Origin of the sequence: Streptomyces sp. NPDC058198, assembly GCF_042882605.1 — a bacterium.
Lineage (GTDB): Bacteria > Actinomycetota > Actinomycetes > Streptomycetales > Streptomycetaceae > Streptomyces.
Map to the genome: position 1 here is coordinate 161,921 of NZ_JBHVVP010000002.1, position 16,415 is coordinate 178,335.

Annotated in this window: 18 protein-coding genes and 1 pseudogene; 14 read left to right on the forward strand and 5 right to left on the reverse strand. The window is 69.8% G+C overall.

Annotated elements, in window-relative coordinates:
- Positions 1-214: 214 nt before the first annotated feature.
- Both ACFVWW_RS09215 and ACFVWW_RS09220 read right to left on the reverse strand, forming a co-directional pair.
- The gene (locus ACFVWW_RS09215) at positions 215-433 is read right to left on the reverse strand and encodes a DUF5326 family protein (RefSeq protein ID WP_384178176.1); all 219 of its coding nucleotides are present in this window, start codon (positions 431-433) and stop codon (positions 215-217) included.
- A gap of 137 nt (positions 434-570) precedes the next feature.
- Positions 571-888: a cupin domain-containing protein gene (locus ACFVWW_RS09220; RefSeq protein ID WP_384178179.1), complete on the reverse strand. Its 318-nt coding sequence runs from the start codon at positions 886-888 to the stop codon at positions 571-573.
- A 14-nt stretch (positions 889-902) separates the two neighbouring features.
- Here ACFVWW_RS09220 and ACFVWW_RS09225 point away from each other — a divergent pair, with 14 nt between their 5' ends.
- The 5 genes from ACFVWW_RS09225 to ACFVWW_RS09245 all read left to right on the forward strand — a co-directional run bounded on the left by ACFVWW_RS09225 (position 903) and on the right by ACFVWW_RS09245 (position 4,562).
- Positions 903-1,283, forward strand: coding sequence for a phage holin family protein (locus tag ACFVWW_RS09225; protein ID WP_384178182.1), 381 nt, complete (start codon positions 903-905; stop codon positions 1,281-1,283).
- Positions 1,284-1,290: 7 nt separating this feature from the next.
- Positions 1,291-1,803, forward strand: coding sequence for a low molecular weight protein-tyrosine-phosphatase (locus ACFVWW_RS09230; RefSeq protein WP_386876970.1), 513 nt, complete (start codon positions 1,291-1,293; stop codon positions 1,801-1,803).
- Positions 1,800-2,921, forward strand: coding sequence for a cystathionine gamma-lyase (locus ACFVWW_RS09235; protein ID WP_384178188.1), 1,122 nt, complete (start codon positions 1,800-1,802; stop codon positions 2,919-2,921). The genes ACFVWW_RS09230 and ACFVWW_RS09235 overlap by 4 nt, the downstream gene beginning before the upstream one ends.
- A 215-nt stretch (positions 2,922-3,136) precedes the next feature.
- Positions 3,137-4,030, forward strand: a complete 894-nt coding sequence (locus ACFVWW_RS09240; protein WP_384178191.1) for a LysR family transcriptional regulator — start codon at positions 3,137-3,139, stop codon at positions 4,028-4,030.
- 52 nt (positions 4,031-4,082) lie between these two features.
- Positions 4,083-4,562, forward strand: a complete 480-nt coding sequence (locus tag ACFVWW_RS09245; protein ID WP_384178194.1) for an NUDIX domain-containing protein — start codon at positions 4,083-4,085, stop codon at positions 4,560-4,562.
- A gap of 52 nt (positions 4,563-4,614) precedes the next feature.
- Here ACFVWW_RS09245 and ACFVWW_RS09250 read toward each other — a convergent pair whose 3' ends face one another.
- Positions 4,615-6,390: a globin domain-containing protein gene (locus ACFVWW_RS09250; protein WP_386876972.1), complete on the reverse strand. Its 1,776-nt coding sequence runs from the start codon at positions 6,388-6,390 to the stop codon at positions 4,615-4,617.
- A 340-nt stretch (positions 6,391-6,730) separates the two neighbouring features.
- Positions 6,731-7,373, reverse strand: a pseudogene (locus ACFVWW_RS09255) (HAD family hydrolase).
- 76 nt (positions 7,374-7,449) lie between these two features.
- Here ACFVWW_RS09255 and ACFVWW_RS09260 point away from each other — a divergent pair.
- From ACFVWW_RS09260 to ACFVWW_RS09280, 5 genes are all read left to right on the forward strand, one after another.
- Positions 7,450-7,977: a DUF2269 domain-containing protein gene (locus tag ACFVWW_RS09260; protein ID WP_386876974.1), complete on the forward strand. Its 528-nt coding sequence runs from the start codon at positions 7,450-7,452 to the stop codon at positions 7,975-7,977.
- Positions 7,978-7,982: 5 nt separating this feature from the next.
- Positions 7,983-8,837 (forward strand): GNAT family N-acetyltransferase, encoded by an 855-nt coding sequence (locus tag ACFVWW_RS09265; RefSeq protein ID WP_384178206.1) that lies wholly within the window; start codon positions 7,983-7,985, stop codon positions 8,835-8,837.
- 118 nt (positions 8,838-8,955) lie between these two features.
- Complete coding sequence (locus tag ACFVWW_RS09270; protein WP_384178209.1) at positions 8,956-9,414, forward strand: MarR family winged helix-turn-helix transcriptional regulator; 459 nt, start codon at positions 8,956-8,958, stop codon at positions 9,412-9,414.
- A gap of 25 nt (positions 9,415-9,439) precedes the next feature.
- Positions 9,440-9,892: a GNAT family N-acetyltransferase gene (locus ACFVWW_RS09275; RefSeq protein ID WP_386876977.1), complete on the forward strand. Its 453-nt coding sequence runs from the start codon at positions 9,440-9,442 to the stop codon at positions 9,890-9,892.
- A gap of 15 nt (positions 9,893-9,907) precedes the next feature.
- Complete coding sequence (locus ACFVWW_RS09280; protein WP_386876979.1) at positions 9,908-11,068, forward strand: winged helix DNA-binding domain-containing protein; 1,161 nt, start codon at positions 9,908-9,910, stop codon at positions 11,066-11,068.
- 43 nt (positions 11,069-11,111) lie between these two features.
- Here ACFVWW_RS09280 and ACFVWW_RS09285 read toward each other — a convergent pair whose 3' ends face one another.
- Positions 11,112-12,494 carry a serine hydrolase domain-containing protein gene (locus ACFVWW_RS09285; RefSeq protein ID WP_386876981.1) on the reverse strand — a complete coding sequence of 461 codons (1,383 nt, stop codon included), beginning with the start codon at positions 12,492-12,494 and terminating at the stop codon, positions 11,112-11,114.
- A 159-nt stretch (positions 12,495-12,653) separates the two neighbouring features.
- Here ACFVWW_RS09285 and ACFVWW_RS09290 point away from each other — a divergent pair, with 159 nt between their 5' ends.
- The 4 genes from ACFVWW_RS09290 (at position 12,654) to ACFVWW_RS09305 (ending at position 16,406) form a co-directional block, all read left to right on the forward strand.
- Entirely contained in the window at positions 12,654-14,030 is a 1,377-nt protein-coding gene (locus tag ACFVWW_RS09290) for a pyridoxal phosphate-dependent decarboxylase family protein (protein WP_386876983.1), read from the forward strand.
- A 35-nt stretch (positions 14,031-14,065) separates the two neighbouring features.
- Positions 14,066-14,686: a hypothetical protein gene (locus ACFVWW_RS09295; RefSeq protein ID WP_386876985.1), complete on the forward strand. Its 621-nt coding sequence runs from the start codon at positions 14,066-14,068 to the stop codon at positions 14,684-14,686.
- Entirely contained in the window at positions 14,683-15,318 is a 636-nt protein-coding gene (locus ACFVWW_RS09300; RefSeq protein WP_384178228.1) for a DUF6875 domain-containing protein, read from the forward strand. The genes ACFVWW_RS09295 and ACFVWW_RS09300 overlap by 4 nt, the downstream gene beginning before the upstream one ends.
- A gap of 119 nt (positions 15,319-15,437) precedes the next feature.
- Positions 15,438-16,406 carry an aminoglycoside phosphotransferase family protein gene (locus ACFVWW_RS09305; RefSeq protein WP_386876987.1) on the forward strand — a complete coding sequence of 323 codons (969 nt, stop codon included), beginning with the start codon at positions 15,438-15,440 and terminating at the stop codon, positions 16,404-16,406.
- Positions 16,407-16,415: the final 9 nt, after the last annotated feature.

The following is a 16,415-nucleotide window of genomic DNA, read 5'->3' on the forward strand; positions in this document are numbered from 1 at the left end:
AGGCGTGCTGACGGGCGAGGGCCCGCGCGCGGGGGCCGCCCCCGCGCGCCCGCCGCACCCCTGGGGGACCGAGGGACCGAAGGAACCCTGAGGCCAGGGGGTGCGGCAGAGGATTGTCACTCTAGGGGCACGCCGGGGCCAGGGATGGTTTCCCGTTCACCTTTCCCTCGCGCGGGCTAACGACCGCACTGGCTGCCAGCCCTGCCGGTCACCCCTACCAGTCGCCTCGTGAGGACGACGAGGACAGGAACTTCCGTACGACATAGATCAGTCCGCCGACCAGAGCCACAAAGAGCAGCAGCTTGAAGAGCAGCCCGATCACCACCGCGACCACGCTGACGATCAGCCCGCCGAAGACGACAATGGCGATCACGGGCACCGCGATCCACTTCACCCACCAGGGCAGCCCCGTGAAAATCTCCCGAACCGCCATCGTCCTTACCTCGCTTCACCGAGTGCCACGGGTACCTGCCTTACCGCTTCGATGCTAAAGCCGAGGGGGCGCTCCCGGATGGACCGGAGCCCCCGATCTCCCCTGATCCGACCCTGAGGCGGACCTGAGGGTCGCGGTCAGCCCTCGGGCGGCGAGAACACGACCATCACCCGCAGATCCTCCGTGATGTGGTGGAACTTGTGCGCGACTCCGGCCGGTACGTACACGACGCTGCCCCGGCCGACCTGTGTTGTCTCCATCCCGACGGTGATCGAGGCCCGGCCGCTCACGACGAAGTACACCTCGTCCTGCCGGTGGGGCTGTTGCGGATCGATCTCACCGGCGTCCAGCGCGTACAGCCCCACGGACATGTTGCGTTCGCGCACGAACTGCAGATACGCACCGTCGTTGGCGGCACGCTCCGCCTCCAGCTCATCCAGTCGGAATGCCTTCATGCCACGATCAGACCATGAAGAATTTTGTAGTCAAGACGATCGCCAACGCGGCAGCGCTCGCGGTGGCCATCTGGCTGATCCCCGACATCATCCTGACCGGTGACAGCACCGGCAAGCAGGCCCTGACACTGGTGCTCGTCGCCCTGCTCTTCGGCCTGGTCAACTTCCTCGTCAAGCCGGTGGTGAAGCTGCTGACGCTGCCGTTGTTCATACTCACGCTCGGGCTGATCACCCTGGTGGTCAACGCCCTGATGCTGCTCCTGACCTCGTGGCTCGCGGACAAGCTGGACCTGAGCTTCCATGTCGAGGGCTTCTGGACGGCCGTGCTCGGCGGACTGGTCATCTCGGTCGTGTCGTGGGCACTGAACGTCGCGCTCCCCGACGACAGGGACTGACCGCTCCATGAGTTCCGCTTATCGCGTCTGCTTCGTCTGCACCGGCAACATCTGCCGCTCGCCCATCGCCGAGTCCGTCTTCCGCGCCAGGCTGGCAGAAGCCGGTCTTGACGGCCTGGTGGAGGTGGACAGTGCCGGCACCGGTGGCTGGCACGAAGGAGACGGCGCCGATCCACGCGCCGTCTCCGTACTGGACGCGCACGGCTATAAGAGCGATCACACCGCGCGGCAGTTCCACGCCTCCTGGTTCGCCGGCCTCGATCTGGTGATCGCGCTGGACGAGGGGCATCTGCGGGAGCTGCGGCAGCTGGCGCCGACGCCCGCGGCCGCCGCGAAGGTGCGGCTGCTGCGCGCGTACGACCCCGGCATAAGGTCATCAGATGGTCGGCCCGGCGATCTCGACGTCCCGGATCCGTACTACGGCGACCCGGCAGGCTTCGAGGAATGCCTGGAGATGGTGGAGCGCGCCAGCGCGGGGCTGCTCGCCACCGTACGACACACGATCGAGGAGACGGCTTGAACATCGGGGACGGCACGCGAGCGGTACGGGCCGGGCTTCCCGACCCGGTGAAGTACGAACCGACCCTGCCCGGGCCGGTCTTCGCCGCCCACTTCCATCTGCCGGGCGAGCCGACCGGCCCGTACACCTACGGCCGGGACGAGAACCCGACCTGGACCCATCTGGAACGGGCCATCGGCGAGCTGGAAGCGCCGGGGGAGTCCGTCGAGACCGTCGTCTTCGCCTCCGGGATGGCCGCGATCTCGGCGGTGGCCTTCTCCCAGCTGCGGGCCGGCGACGCGATCGTCCTGCCGGACGACGGCTATCAGGCCCTGCCGCTGCTGCGGGAGCGTCTTGAGGCGTACGGCGTGGAGGTGCGGACCGCGCCGACCGGGGGCGACGCCCAGCTGCGCGTCCTGGACGGGGCCCGGCTGCTCTGGATCGAGACGCCGTCCAATCCCGGGCTCGACGTCTGCGACGTACGGCGGCTGGTGCGGGAGGCACATACCGCGGGCGCCCTGGTCGCCGTCGACAACACCCTCGCCACGCCGCTCGGCCAGCGGCCGCTGGAACTGGGAGCGGACTTCTCGGTGGCCAGCGACACCAAGGGCATGACGGGCCACGGCGACATCCTGCTCGGCCATGTGACCACCGCCGATCCGGAACTGGCAGCGGGCGTACGGCGCTGGCGCAAGGTCGTCGGGGCGATTCCCGGGCCGATGGAGGCCTGGCTCGCGCACCGTTCGCTGGCCACGCTCCAGCTGCGCGTCGAGCGGCAGTGCGCCAGCGCTCTCGTGCTGGCCCAGGCGCTGGAGAAGCGCGACGAGGTGCACGGGCTGCGCTATCCCGGGCTGCCCGGCGACCCTTCGTACCCCATCGCCTCACAGCAGATGCGGCGCTTCGGATCCGTGGTGTCGTTCGTGCTGCCCGACCTGGACTGGGCCGAGCGCTTCCTGGACGGACTGCGGCTGGTGGACGACGCGACGAGCTTCGGCGGCGTACGGTCCACCGCCGAGCGCCGCGGACGGTGGGGCGGCGACGCCGTACCAGAAGGCTTCATCCGTTTCTCCGTCGGCGCCGAGGACCCCGAGGACCTGATCGAGGATGTCCTGCGCGCCCTGGACGAAGCCGCCCGCTGAGCCCGGACGCGCCACCGTTTCGAACGGACGGTCCGAGCCTCCCCCCTCATGGCTCGGACCGTCCCAGGTTCCCCGCGCCGGCGAACCACTTGCTCAAGGCTAGTTGACTCTGCGTCAGTGTCCAATCACAGTAGCGGCAGGTACCTATCGACTTATTTATAGTTGTCGGTCCTGAGATGCTGCGGTGGCTCGGGCTCGGGACTGGAGAGCGGGACATGGACCTGGCTCTGCTGCGCACCTTCGTCACCGTGCACCGGGCCGGCTCCTTCACCCGCGCCGCGGCGCTGCTGGGCCTGTCCCAGCCCGCGGTGACCGGCCAGATCAGGACCCTGGAGCGGCAGTTGGGCCGGCCGCTCTTCCTGCGCCAGGCCCGTGGTGTGACCGCCACGACGATCGGCGACGAACTCGCGCACCGGGCGGCCCCCCATCTCGACGCGCTGATCGAAATCGCCGAGACCGGGCTGGACGAGGAGTCCGGGGTACGGACGCTCCACCTGGCCGGGCCACCGGAGTTCACCTCCCTGCGCGCGCTTCCCGCGCTCACGCCGCTCATCGCTCAGGGCCTCGCGCTGCGCACGTCGTTCTTCGGCAATGCCGAGGAGACCTTGGAGGGCCTGGCCGCCGGACATCATGATCTGGCCATCGCCACCGCCCGGCCACGCGGCGGGCTGCTCACCGCGACTCCGCTGTGGGACGAGGAGCATGTGCTGATCGCGGCGCCGCGCTGGGCGGCACGGCTCGGCCATGACGTCCTGCGCGAGGGGCGGGTGGTGCTGGAGCAGCTGCCGGTGGTGGAGGTGCACGAGTCACTGCCGCTCGTCTCCCGCTACTGGGCGGCCGTCTTCGACTCCCGGCCCGCTGCCGCCGGAACCGTGATCGCACCCGATCTACGGGCCGTCCTGGAGTGCGCGGCGGCGGGCGCCGGACTGGCCGTACTGCCGCGCTACCTCTGTGAAGGGGCGCTGGAACGCGGAGAAGTGGTCGCGCTGCTCGATCCGCCGGTGCCCCCGCTGCGCACCTATTTTCTGGTCGTACGCACCGGCACACTCGCCCTGCCCCCGGTCGCACGGGCGCACGAGTGGTTACTGCGCGCCGCGGTGGACTGGTGACAGCAGGGCCAGAGGGAGTTTCAGAACCGGTATCGCGGGCGAACCTCTTCCCATGACCGAAAGGCCCGTGGTCAAGCGCACCGCACGCGCCATCCTGCTCGACGGCAGCGACCTGATCCTGATCAAACGCACCAAACCCGGGGTGGATCCCTACTGGCTCACCCCGGGCGGCGGCGTCGAGCCGGAGGACGCCACCGTGGTCGACGCGCTCCATCGCGAAGTGGACGAGGAGCTCGGCGCCAAGGTCATCGATGTGGTGCCCTGCTTCGTCGACACGGTCGAGCACATCGCCGATGGCGGGGTGACCGGCGTGAAGGTGCAGCATTTCTTCGTCTGCCGGCTGGAGTCGATGGACCTCTCGCTGCGGCACGGCCCCGAGATCGATGAGCCCTGCGGGGAGTACGAGATCGTCCGGGTGCCGTTCAGCCGGGTCGGCATCGCCGCCGTCCATCTCGTACCGCTGTCACTGCGGCACTATCTGGACGGCAATATCGAAGGCGTGCGCGCGATGCACGCCCCCGACCTCGGCTGACCGGTCTCCGTCCCGGCCCAGGAGGACCTAGGTCCTGTCCGGCGGATCGGACCTAGTTGGCTGCCGCCACCAGCTCTTCGATGGAGTCGTGGCGGATCCGCTCCGAGGGAATCCCGGCGCCCTTGAGCGCGTCGAGACTGCTGCGGATCATCCCGGGCGGGCCGGACAGATACGCGTCGTACTCATTCCAGGGGCCGTAATCGCGTACGGCCTCCGGAAGCTGTCCCGTGAGACCGAAGCTGGGGCCCTCGGCGACCACCGCGCGCACGGCGAGCCAGGGATGCTCGTTCTCGAGCCGCAGCATCGTGTCGATGTCGTACAGGTCCTGATCATTGCGCGCGCCGTAGAAGACCTCGACCGGGCGCCGGTGCCCGTGCTCGGCGACATCCTCGACGAGTGCCTTGATGGGCGCGATGCCGGTGCCGCCGCCCAGGCAGAGCAGGCCGTTGTCCGTGCTGTGGTCGACGGTCATCGAACCGGCCGGGGGCCCGAGGCGGAGGACATCGCCGGGACGGGCGTGGTGGACCAGGGCGTTGGAGACCCAGCCGGCCGGGACGGCCTTGACGTGGAAGGCCAGCAGACCGTCCGGCCGCGGCGCCGAGGCGAAGGAGTAGTGCCGCCAGACCCGAGGCCACCAGGGGGTCTCCAGGCTGGTGTACTGCCCGGCGCGGAACGGATACGGCTGGTCGGGGCGGACCGTGACAATGGCGATGTCCGAGGTCCGCAATTCGTGGGAGACCACTTCCGCCTGCCACCAGGCAGGAGCGTGCAACTCGTTCTCCGCCGCCGCGTCGATCATGATCTGCGAGATGGTGGTGTACGTCCTGACCCAGGCGTCCTCCGTCGCGTCGTCCCAGGTGGTGACGGCGTAGCGGGACAGCGCGCCCATGAGGGCCTCGCCGACGGCGGGGTAGTGCGAGGCCTGGGTGCCGTACTTGCGGTGTCCACGGCCGAGTTGCCGGAGATAGCCGGTGAGGACGGCCGGGGAGTCCATGTGCTCGGCCGCGGTGAGCAGCGCCTTGAGGAGCCGGTCACGCTGGGCGTCCATCGCCACGGGGAACAGGTTGCGCAGATCGGGGTGGCGGACGAAGAGCAGCGAATAGAAGTACGAGGTGACCTGGTCGGCGACGGGAGCGATCTCGGCCAGGGTGCGGCGGACGAGGGCCGCGTCGGGGGATGCCTGGGGATCGGCGGCGGAGGCGGCGAGGGTCACGGCCAGCGAGGGAGCCGCAGCTTCGGGGGGCAGCGCGGCCGAGACCGGGACTTCCGGCGGCAGCGCCGCGCCACGCGGCTCGGCGCCAGGCACCGCGGAGGGCTGTGTGGCGGGCGGTTGTACGGGGTCGTGATGTGCGAATTCCGGTCGCGCGCCGGCAGAGCGTACGGCGGCTTCCGCGGCCGCTTCGGAGAGCGGTCCGCCGGCGCTGTCGACGCCGCTGTCGGCCGTGGTGGCCGGGCCGTCATCGACCACTGGATGGGCGGCCGGTGTGTCGCCGCCACGGAGTCCCTGGTTGCGCGGGCGGAAGGCGTCGGGGACGTCGTCCGCCGCTGCCGGCTGCCGGGGGGCGGTCTCCTGCGGGTCCTGCGCTGCGGGGTCCTCGCGCCGGGGCGGCGCGGGACGGGTCGCCCCGGAACCCCTCGGGCGGATGGAGGCAAGGGAGCGGCTCGGGACGGGTATTCGGTCCCGGCCCGCCTCGTCTGCCGCACCGCCCGTCGTCCCGGAGTCCGGTCGGCCTTCGCCGCTCGGGGCCCTGCGAGCGGCGAACCAGCCGCCGCCTCCGCCGTCTCCGGAAGTGCCCTTGTCGGCCGACGTGGTGGTCGGAGCGTCCATGGTGTGCCTCGCCTCGAACATCTTTCGGTCGGTCTGCGCACTTCCGCTGGCCCGGAATACGCTAGCAATTCCCCGCTCTGACTAGGACTGTTGACAGCACACACTAACCTCCGCCATGCCCCCAATTCGGGCAGGAGGCGGAGGAATGTGACATTGTCCGCAGGTCCCGTTGTCGCAGCATGACAGGCCGTACCATCGCGCGGGACAAAGAGCGCGAAGTCCGGTCATCCGCACCGGATTTACCGTTAGGCTTCATTGCTCCCGTGCCCATTCGGCGGCTTCCGGCCGCGTTTTCCGCGACACCTCAAGGGTCAGCGTATTACTGCCGGGGGCTCTCCAGTTAGTTTCTGAGGCGTACGAGTTCATAGGCCTCGCGCAGATCGCCTCCCGTGTACGCGTGCGTGGCAAGCCCCGACAGATGGTGATCGGCATTCACCGCCACCGCCCTGGGCACCGCCGCGAAGATCTCCGAGTCCGACATCGAATCACCGTAGGCAACGCAGTCGTCCAGCCTCAACCCGAACTCTGCACACAGCCGGTCCGCGATCTTCACCTTCGCGGCCGGGTTGAGAATGCCTGTCCGGTCGACCGGCTCGGTGAAAGGCAGCACCGGCCAGCGTGAGGCCATGGGCGGCGTGCGCTCCCCAGTCCAGCAGCCGCGCCACAAAGAAGTCGGGCGAGAGGGAGATAACGGCACAGTAATCCCCTTGACTCCGAATGTCCGCCCAGACCTCGCGGATGCCGGCCAGCCAGGGCGCACCCTCGAAGGCCGCAGACACCTGAGCCGTGGTGAGGTCTGCCCACAACTCCCGGGCCCGCACCGCGAACTCGTCCGGCGCCAGCCCCCGGGCCAGGAAGTCGCGCTCCAGCTCGGCGATTTCGGTGCTCAGCCCCAGCTGCCGGGAGATCTCCACAGCGGCGGCCGAACCGCGGATGAGCGTTCCATCGAGGTCGAAGAGATGCAGTCTGCGTGGGCTCGCCATGTACGCCGAGATTAGTACGTGCGACTACTCCCGTGGGCAGACGCCCTTGCGCGGGCCGGAAGGCACCGTGTTTCACGTGAAACAACTCAAGCGGCCCGCTCGCCGGGCCCTGCTCGTCGTCCATGTCGCCTCCTCCGTGAGCTGGCTCGGACTCACCCTCGGTCTGCTGACACTCGGCGTCACCGCCTTCATCACACACGACCCCTCCACCACGCAGGCCGCTTACCGCGCCATGAAGATCTTCGCCGACTGGCTGATCATCCCGGTCGCCCTGCTCGCCCTCGCCAGCGGACTGCCGCTCTCACTCGCCACCCCGTGGGGCCTGGCGCGGCATCGCTGGGTATGGACCAAGTTCTGGCTCACCCTGGTCACTCTCGCCGCGACGGTCTTCGCGCTGCGTCCGGGCATCAACGACGCTGTGGGCGCCGGAATACCCGACAGCAGCCTGATCGCGGCGCCTTCGGTGGCCGGCTCCGCCTATCTCTTCATGACGGCGATCTCGGTGGTCAAGCCCTGGGGCCTCACCCGGCGCGGCCGGCGCCTCCAGGTCTCGGCGACTTCCCGCAAAAGGGTGGACGAACGATCACCGACTCCGACAGCCTGATCTCCATGCCAACACCTTTCTCCGCTCTCCCGATCCGGCCTCTGACCAGGGGTGACCTCATGTCCTGCGCGGACCTCGCCGAGGACCGCGACTGGGCGCGCGAGGAGCACAAGTGGGGCTTGCTGCTGACGGCGGGGACCGGATATGGCATCGATGATCCGGCGGGCAAGGGACTGGCAGCGGTATGCGTCCTTACCTCCTACGGTCCGGATCTCGCCGCCGTCGGCATGATGCTCGTCGCCGGGCGGCATGCCCGGCAGGGTCTCGGACGGCGGCTGATGGCCCATGTGCTGCACGAGGCCGGAGACATGCCGCTCGCGCTCTACGCCACGCGGAACGGCCGTCCGCTCTACCAGCAGCTCGGCTTCACCGACGCGGGCGCGGCGGAGACGGTCCGCGGGCACTTCCGGCCCCCGGAGAGCGCGCCGCGGGTGATGACCCGTGCTGCGGCCGCCGATGACCTGGCCGCCCTCGTACGCCTGGACACCGAGGTCTTCGGGGTGGACCGCACGCATATCCTCGCCCGGCTCCCTGCCTTCGCGGACCGGCTGAGGGTCGCTGAGGCCGGCTCCAGGATCGTCGGATACGCGGCGGCTTGGCCCACGCGGACAACGGATGTCATCGGCCCGCTGATCGCCCGGGACACCGAGACGGCGAAGGCGCTGATCTCCTCACTGGCCAAGGATTCGGACCGGCCGGTGCGCCTGAACATCGACGTACGCCACGAGGAGCTGCTGACCTGGCTGAAGGAGCATGGCCTGGAGCAGGACATCCTCACGACGGTCATGGCCTACGGCACCCCGGACCTGCCGGGCGACTGGACCCGCCGGTTCGCGCCGCTGAGCCTGGCGACAGGCTGATCGCCTCCGCCCAGAGGGCTGAGCACCGCACCCCGGATAAAATAATTGCAAGCGCGGTATATTGCGATCGTCCCCTATCCTGGAGTCAAGGCCGCTCCGGACGATGGAGGACAGACGCATGACAGCGACGGACCCCGCACTCACCGCTCTCGCTCAGGGCTGGGTGGCTCTCTCCCTTCTGCACGGGAAGATCGAGGCGCATATCGAGCGCGCACTCCAGTCCGGGCACCATCTGAGCGTCCGCGAGTACTCCCTGCTCGACGTCCTCAGCCGCCAGCACACCGGGCCGGGCGGCCATCTGCAGATGAAGCAGGTCGCCGACGCCGTCGTCCTCAGCCAGAGCGCCACCACGCGGCTGGTCACCCGCCTCGAAGACCGTGGCCTGCTCACCCGCTATCTGTGCGACACCGATCGCCGCGGCATCTATACCGACGTCACGGACGCCGGCCTGGCCCTGCTTGCCGAGGCCCGCCCCACCAATGACACGGCGCTGCGCGAAGCCCTCGACGAAGCGGCGAAGAATCCCGAGCTCGCCCCTCTCGTCAGGACCGTCGAGGAGCTGAGGATCCCCGCCTAATGCCCTCCGGCGTAGTCTGCGGATCATGAGCGATCTGGAGATACGGCCTGCCGCGCCCGACGACATCCCCGCCATCGTCGCGATGCTCGCCGACGATCCGCTGGGCGCGGAGCGCGAGTCCCCCGACGATCTCACCCCGTACACCGCGGCCTATGAGCGGCTGGCTCGCGACCCGAACCAGCATGTGGTGGTGGCCGTACGCGACAGCCGGGTGGTCGGGACGCTCCAGCTCACGATCATCCCCGGACTGTCGCGGCGCGGCGCCACGCGCTCGGTCATCGAGGGCGTACGTATCCACGCCGACGAACGCGGCAGCGGGCTCGGCAGTAGGTTCATCGAGTGGGCAGTCGACGAATCCCGCAGCCACGGCTGCCAATTGGTCCAGCTGACCTCTGACGCCAGCCGCTCCGATGCCCACCGCTTCTACGAGCGGCTCGGCTTCACCTCCTCTCATGTGGGCTTCAAACTGCAGCTCTGAACCAAGGAGTCCGCCGTGCAGCGCATCAGCGACGAACAGCGACGCCGCCGACTCGGCCGGCGCCATCTGCTGGCCCCGTCCATACGGGCGCAGGCACCGGTGGCGGTCGCGGACGCGCTCGTCGCACTGCACGCCACCGATGCCGCGACCGTCTTTCTCTCCGCCTGCGCCCGGCTCGCCGATGCGAGCGTCGAAGCGGTGGAGCGCGCGCTGTACGAAGAGGTGGGGCTCGTCAGGCTGCTCTCCATGCGCAACACCCTGTTCGCCGTCTCCGCGGAGCTGGCCCCCCATGTCGACGCCTCGACGGCGCGTGCCATCGCCGCCAAGGAACGCAGGACCTTGGTGAAGCATCTGGCGGAAGCGGTCAACGGGCTGGACGAGCACTGGCTCGCCGAGACCGAGGCGGCGGCCCTGGCCGTCCTCGGCGCACGCGGCTCCGCCACTGGCAGCGAGCTGTCCGCCGCCGTTCCTGCCCTGCGTACGAAGATCACGGTCTTCCCCGGCAAGAAGTGGGAAGCCGTTCAGGGTGTCGCCAGCCGGGTCATCCGAGTGCTCGCCGCCGATGGGCGCATTCGCAGGGACCGGCCGCGCGGCTCGTGGACCTCCAGCCAGTTCCGCTGGATCGCCTCCGAACCCTGGCCCGCCGGCTCGGCCGCCGATTCACGCGCGGAGCTGGCCCGGCGCTGGCTGCTCTCGTACGGGCCGGGCACCGAGGCCGATCTGAAGTGGTGGACCGGGTGGACCCTGACCGAGGTCCGCACGGCCCTGGCCGCGGTCGGTGCCGAGGAGGTCGCCCTCGACACCGGCACCGGTTTCGTGGCCGCCGGCGACACGGCTCCCGAATCGCCGGTGGAGCCCTGGGCCGCACTGCTGCCCGGCCTCGATCCGAGCGCCATGGGGTGGGCCGACCGAGACTTTCACCTCGACAAGGACCACCGCCTCGCGCTCTTCGACCGGTCGGGGAACATCGGCCCGACCGTGTGGTGGAACGGCTCGATCGTCGGCGGCTGGGCGCAGCGCGCGGACGGCGAGGTGGTGTGGCGCCTGCTGACCGACCCCGGCAGCGACGCCGCCGCCGTCATCGAGGCGGAGGCGGCCCGGCTGTCGGTCTGGGTGGGCGAGGCCCGGATCACACCCCGCTTCCGCACCCCGCTGGAGCGGGAACTGATGGCCTGAGAGATCCGGCCTCGCCCGTTTCACGTGAAACATCCGGCCTGTTTCACGACGGCAGGCCGCGCCACCCTTCCTTGTCGACACCCCCGGGCACATCCCCCTCGGGGTCGTACGGCGCCCGGGTAAAGACAAACGATCCAAGATCGAGATGGCTCACGGAGCCGTCCGGCCGCCGCATCACACGCAAGGTCTCCCCTACGTAGTAGCCGTCGAGTCCCTTCCAGCTGCCGTCGGGCTGTACGACGAAGCGGGAACCCCGTCCGTTGCCGCGCAACGGATGCAGTTCCAGGCCACGGTCCGCCGCCAGCTTCAGTCCGAAGGTGTTCGCGCCCCAGTACCACGGTCCGGTAAGGGCCAGCAGCTCCTGGTCGACCTCGGGGAGCGGCCTCCATGGCTCGGGGATCCTCGGCTCCGCATCCGCCACGATGGAGACGAGATCGGCGGCGACCGCACCGACGAGTGGCCCCGAGGTGACATTCGCGAGCGCGACCGCGGCCACCCCGTCCTCCACGCACACCCACAGACCGGCGAGAAAGCCCGGCAGCGAACCCGTATGCCCGACCAGCGTCCGGCCGCCCCGGCGGGCCAGCTGCGTACCGAGACCGTAGCCGCCGTCCCACTGGCCGGCCTCGGGCGGCACGGACGGCGTGCGCAGTTCCCGTACGGACGCCGCGCTCAGGACCTTCTCGTCGCCCTCGGCGAGGAAGACGGCGAAGCGGCAGAGGTCGGCGGCGGTCGACCAGAGCTGGCCGGCCGGGGCCATCAGACCGAGGTCCTCGGCCGGTTCGGGCAGCATCGCATCGGCCCAGGGATGCACGGCCCAGCCGCCGGCATGCGGGGCGACGGGCCGCGCGCTCGTACGGTCCAGGGACAGCGGCTCAAGGATCTCGCGCCGCAGCACCTCCTCCCAGGAAGCTCCGCGCACCGCCTCGACCAGCGAACCGAGCAGCGTGAAGCCCGGGTTGGAGTAGTGGTGCAGCCGCCCGGCAGGGTGCAGCACGGGCCGTTCGCCGAGGACGTCGGCGAGTTCGGGGCGGAGCGTGCCCGGAGTCCGTTCCCACCAGGGCGCCGGGGACTCCGCGGCCAGACCCGCGCTGTGCCCGAGGAGCTGGGCGATGGTGACCTCACCCACCCCGGTGTCCGGAAGGTGCTTCTCCAGCGGGTCATCGAGATCGAGCAGCCCTTCGTCACGCAGGCGCAGCACCAGAACGGCGGTGAAGGTCTTGGTGATCGAGCCGATGCGGTACTGGGTGTCGGCGTCCGGGGCGTGCCCGTCCACACAACTGCGCGAGCCCGTCCACACCATCCGCCCCTCGCGTGCCACCGCCGCGACGAGTGAGGGCGCGCGTCCCTCCGTCTGGGCGCGGGCGATGCGATGGAGCAGGGCGCGTTGCGTACCGGGCAGCAGTTCTTCCGTGCGTGAGGTCATGCCCCCAGATCTACCGGTGCCGCCCCGCCGAGTCGACTACTTTTCACCCGCGCCGCTGCGGGTACCCGGGCAGGTCGACGCGCGTTGCGCGACGCTTGCGGGCCGCCCCGTATACGTACTCCTACGTACGTCCGAGTCGTATGCCGGGGAAGGCTGACCGTGGATCTTCGCTACTGGCTGCCGCGCGCGGTGGATGTCGCCGAGCAATGGGGCGACCGGTTCGGCCCCTTCGAGGCGCACGCGGCGCACCGGATCGGCGACGAGGCGTTCGCGGACGCGTTCGGCCTTTTCGCCAAGCGGATGGAGGACAACTACCCGTTCTTCCATCCCCGGTACGCGGGGCAGATGGTGAAGCCCCCGCATCCGGCAGCGGTCGTCGGCTATCTCACGGCGATGCTGTTCAACCCCAACAACCACGCGGCCGAGGGTGGTCCCGCGACCACGGAGATGGAACGCGAGTGCGTCGCCGCACTGGCGGAGATGTTCGGCCTCCCCGCGCATGTCGGGCATCTGACGACCAGCGGGACGATGGCGAACCTGGAGGCGCTCTATGTGGCCCGCCGGCTGCATCCGGACCGGGGAGTGGCCTACAGCTCGGAGTGCCACTACACGCATGAGCGGATGTGCGAGGTGCTGGGCGTCGAGGGCCACCGGGTGCCGGTGGACGCGCACGGCCGGATCGAACTGAACGCCCTGGAAGACCTGCTGAAGACCGGCCGGGTCGGCACGGTGGTGGTGACAACGGGCACCACGGGTCTCGGAGCCGTGGACCCGGTGCACGAGGTGGTCCCGCTGGCCCGGCGTTACGGAGCACGGGTGCACGTGGACGCGGCGTACGGCGGCTTCTACGCGCTGCTCGGCCGGCCCGACGCGCCCGAGGGGATCGATCCGAGGCCGTGGCAGGCCATCGCGGAGTGCGACTCGGTCGTGGTGGACCCACACAAGCACGGGCTGCAGCCCTACGGCTGCGGGGCGGTCCTGTTCCCCGACCCGCGTGCCGGCCGGCACTTCGCGCACGACTCGCCGTACACCTACTTCACCGATGCCGAGCTGCACCTGGGCGAGATCAGCCTGGAGTGCTCACGGGCGGGCGCCGCGGCCGCGGGCCTGTGGCTGACGCTTCAGCTCCTCCCGCTGACCCCCCAGGGATTCGGGGCGATCCTCGCGGCCAACCGTCGCGCGGCGCTGCGGTGGGCCGATCTGCTCGAGGCATCGGACGCGCTGGAGCTGTACCAACGGCCCGACCTCGACATCGTCAGCTACTTCCCGACGACCCGGCCCGCTTCGCTGTCCGCCATCGACGCGGCGTCCGGACGTCTGCTGCAAGGCGGCATGACCGCTCCCGAGGAGCCGGTCTTCCTGAGTGTGCTGCGTACGGACGCCGAGGCGTTCGTACGCCGGCATCCGCGGATCATCCGCGACGCCGATGCGGCACGGGTGATGCGCAGTGTCCTGATCAAGCCGGAGGCCGAGCACTATCTCGACCGCCTGCACGCCCGGGTGGAGCAGCTCGCCGTCCGCGGCGCGGGGCGGTAGCGCACGGCCCCCGCACCGCCTTCCGGAGGGAACCGTTGTCCACGACCGAACGTCCGCCGCGTGGTGTCCTGAGCCGTCCTGCCAGGTCCGACACCGACGCCCTCGCCGCGCTGCTGGCAGGAGCCTTCCATGACGATCCGCTGACCCGCTGGATCATTCCGGACGGCCGCCGCCGGGCAGAACTCCTGCCCGGTTTGTTCCGTGTCTTCATCGATGTCTCCCACGACTACGACGGGGTGGCCACCTCGCCCTGCGGAAACGCGGTGTTACTGTTCCTGCCACCCGGGGCCTCGGAGGAGGTGGACCGGCGCGGGGACGAGCTGGAAGAGCGGTTCACCGCTGTCCTCGGCGAGCACGCCGAAGCGCTGGGGACCATCGTCCGCCTCCAGGCCAAGCACCATCCGACGGAGCCCGCGCACTTCTACGCGTCGTTCGCCGCGGTCAGTCCCGCGCATCAACGCCGAGGCCTGTTGACCGGACTGCTGGCCGGACTGATCGAGCGAACCGACCGTGAAGGCCGCGGCGCGTACGCGGAGGCCAGCTCACCCGGCGGTGCGGCGCTGTGCCGGCACCAGGGCTTCCGCCGGCTGGGCGAAGACATCGTGCTGCCGGACAGCGGTCCTTCGCTCCGGCCGATGTGGCGGGATCCACGGTGAGAGGCGACGAGCAGATCCACTTCTGGTCCGCGGGCGAAGTGGCGCGCGGCGAGGTACCGGAGCAGCATCTGCCGTATCTGCGCGAGGTGCTGGAGTGGAGCGGCGACTTCCTCGTGTCCGCCCACCCGGAGCTGGGCCGCAGCGGTCCCGTGTGCCCGTACACCCAGCCTTCACTGCGCAAGGAACTGTTCCATCTGGCGGTGCCGGCCGACACGCAGGACGCGGACCTGTCCTCGGCCGTCGGCTCGCTGCGGGCCTGGTACGAGAAGCTGTCGACCGACTTGGACGAGGCGGACCAGGAGCTGCTGACGCTGCTGCTGGTACTGCCCCGGTTCGACCGGTCGGACTCGGCCGAACTGGACGAGCTCCAGCGCAAGGCCAAGGACGAGTTCGTGGCCGACGGGCTGATGATCGGCCAGTTCCATCCGGTGTGCGAGGAACCGGGCCTGTGGAACGCCGTGTTCCGGCCGCTCCGGGCACCGCTCCCGTTGCTGGCGGTGCGTAAGCTCCTCGTCTTCGACCTGCCGTTCCTGCTCGGCGACGATGTGCACATGGACCACTATCTGCGCCGGTTCGCCCCGGACATACCGGCCAGGGTCCGCGGCCAGCTGGTCAGCCGGGTGGTGTCCTGACCTACTGGTACCAGAACACCGCCCACGCACGGAAAGCCGGTGCCCGCCTCCTGTCCCCAGGACCCCGGGCACCGGCTTTTCGCACCCCGAACCACCCGGTACCCCCCCAGGAGATCACGATGGCACCCGATCCACCCGAGCACCGCGACGGGACCGGTCCCGGCATGCCACAGGCAACGGGCAGTGGACGGATCACCTGGGCGGCACTTCCTGACGAGGTGACAGCTCCGATCGAGCGGCTGCTCGGCGGCAAGGTGGTCAGGGCGATCAGCCAGCCGGGCGGATTCTCCGAAGGCCTCGCCGCGCGCGTGCGTCTCGCGAACGGCCGGCGGGCGTTCGTCAAGACGGCGAGCTCGCTGACGGCTCCGGCGGTGGCGGAGCACCACCGCAGGGAAATCGCGATCTCACAGCGGCTTCCCCGGGAGGTACCGGCGCCGCGGTTGCTGGAGGCGTACGACGACGGTGTCTGGGTCGCGCTGGTATTTGAGGAGATTCCGGGGCACCTGCCCGCCCAGCCGTGGCAGCGGGACGAACTCGACAGGGTGCTCGCGGCAGTCACCGATGTGGCGCGGGTCCTGACTCCGTCCCCGGTCGACGCGGCGTTCCTGGGCAAACCGCGGCTCGGAGGCTGGCTGGCACTGGCGAACGAAGGCGGCGTCAAGAAGGCAGAAGCGCTGTCGCCTTGGGCGGCTGACCATTTCGACGAACTCGCCTCGCTCGAGGAGAACGCTTCGCTGACCGGCGACACCCTCCTGCACGGAGACCTGTACCCCTTCAACATCATGCTGACCGCAGAGCGCGTCTTCGTCATCGACTGGCCTCACGCGTGGATCGGAGCCCCTCACTGCGATGTGGTGACGCTGCTCTCGAGCGCCTCACTCAGCGGCGTGGACCCACAGCCGATCGCCGACAGCCACCCGTTGACCCGCGACCTCGACCCGGTCCGGATCAATGAGGTGCTCGCGATGCACGCCGGATTCCTCCTCCGAACCGCCGGGTTCTTCGGACCGGCGGCCGATCCCCACATCGTCAACATGCTGGTCGCGTTGGGCCTCGCCTCGCTGCGCTGGCTGCGAGAACGCCTCTGATCTCGCGAC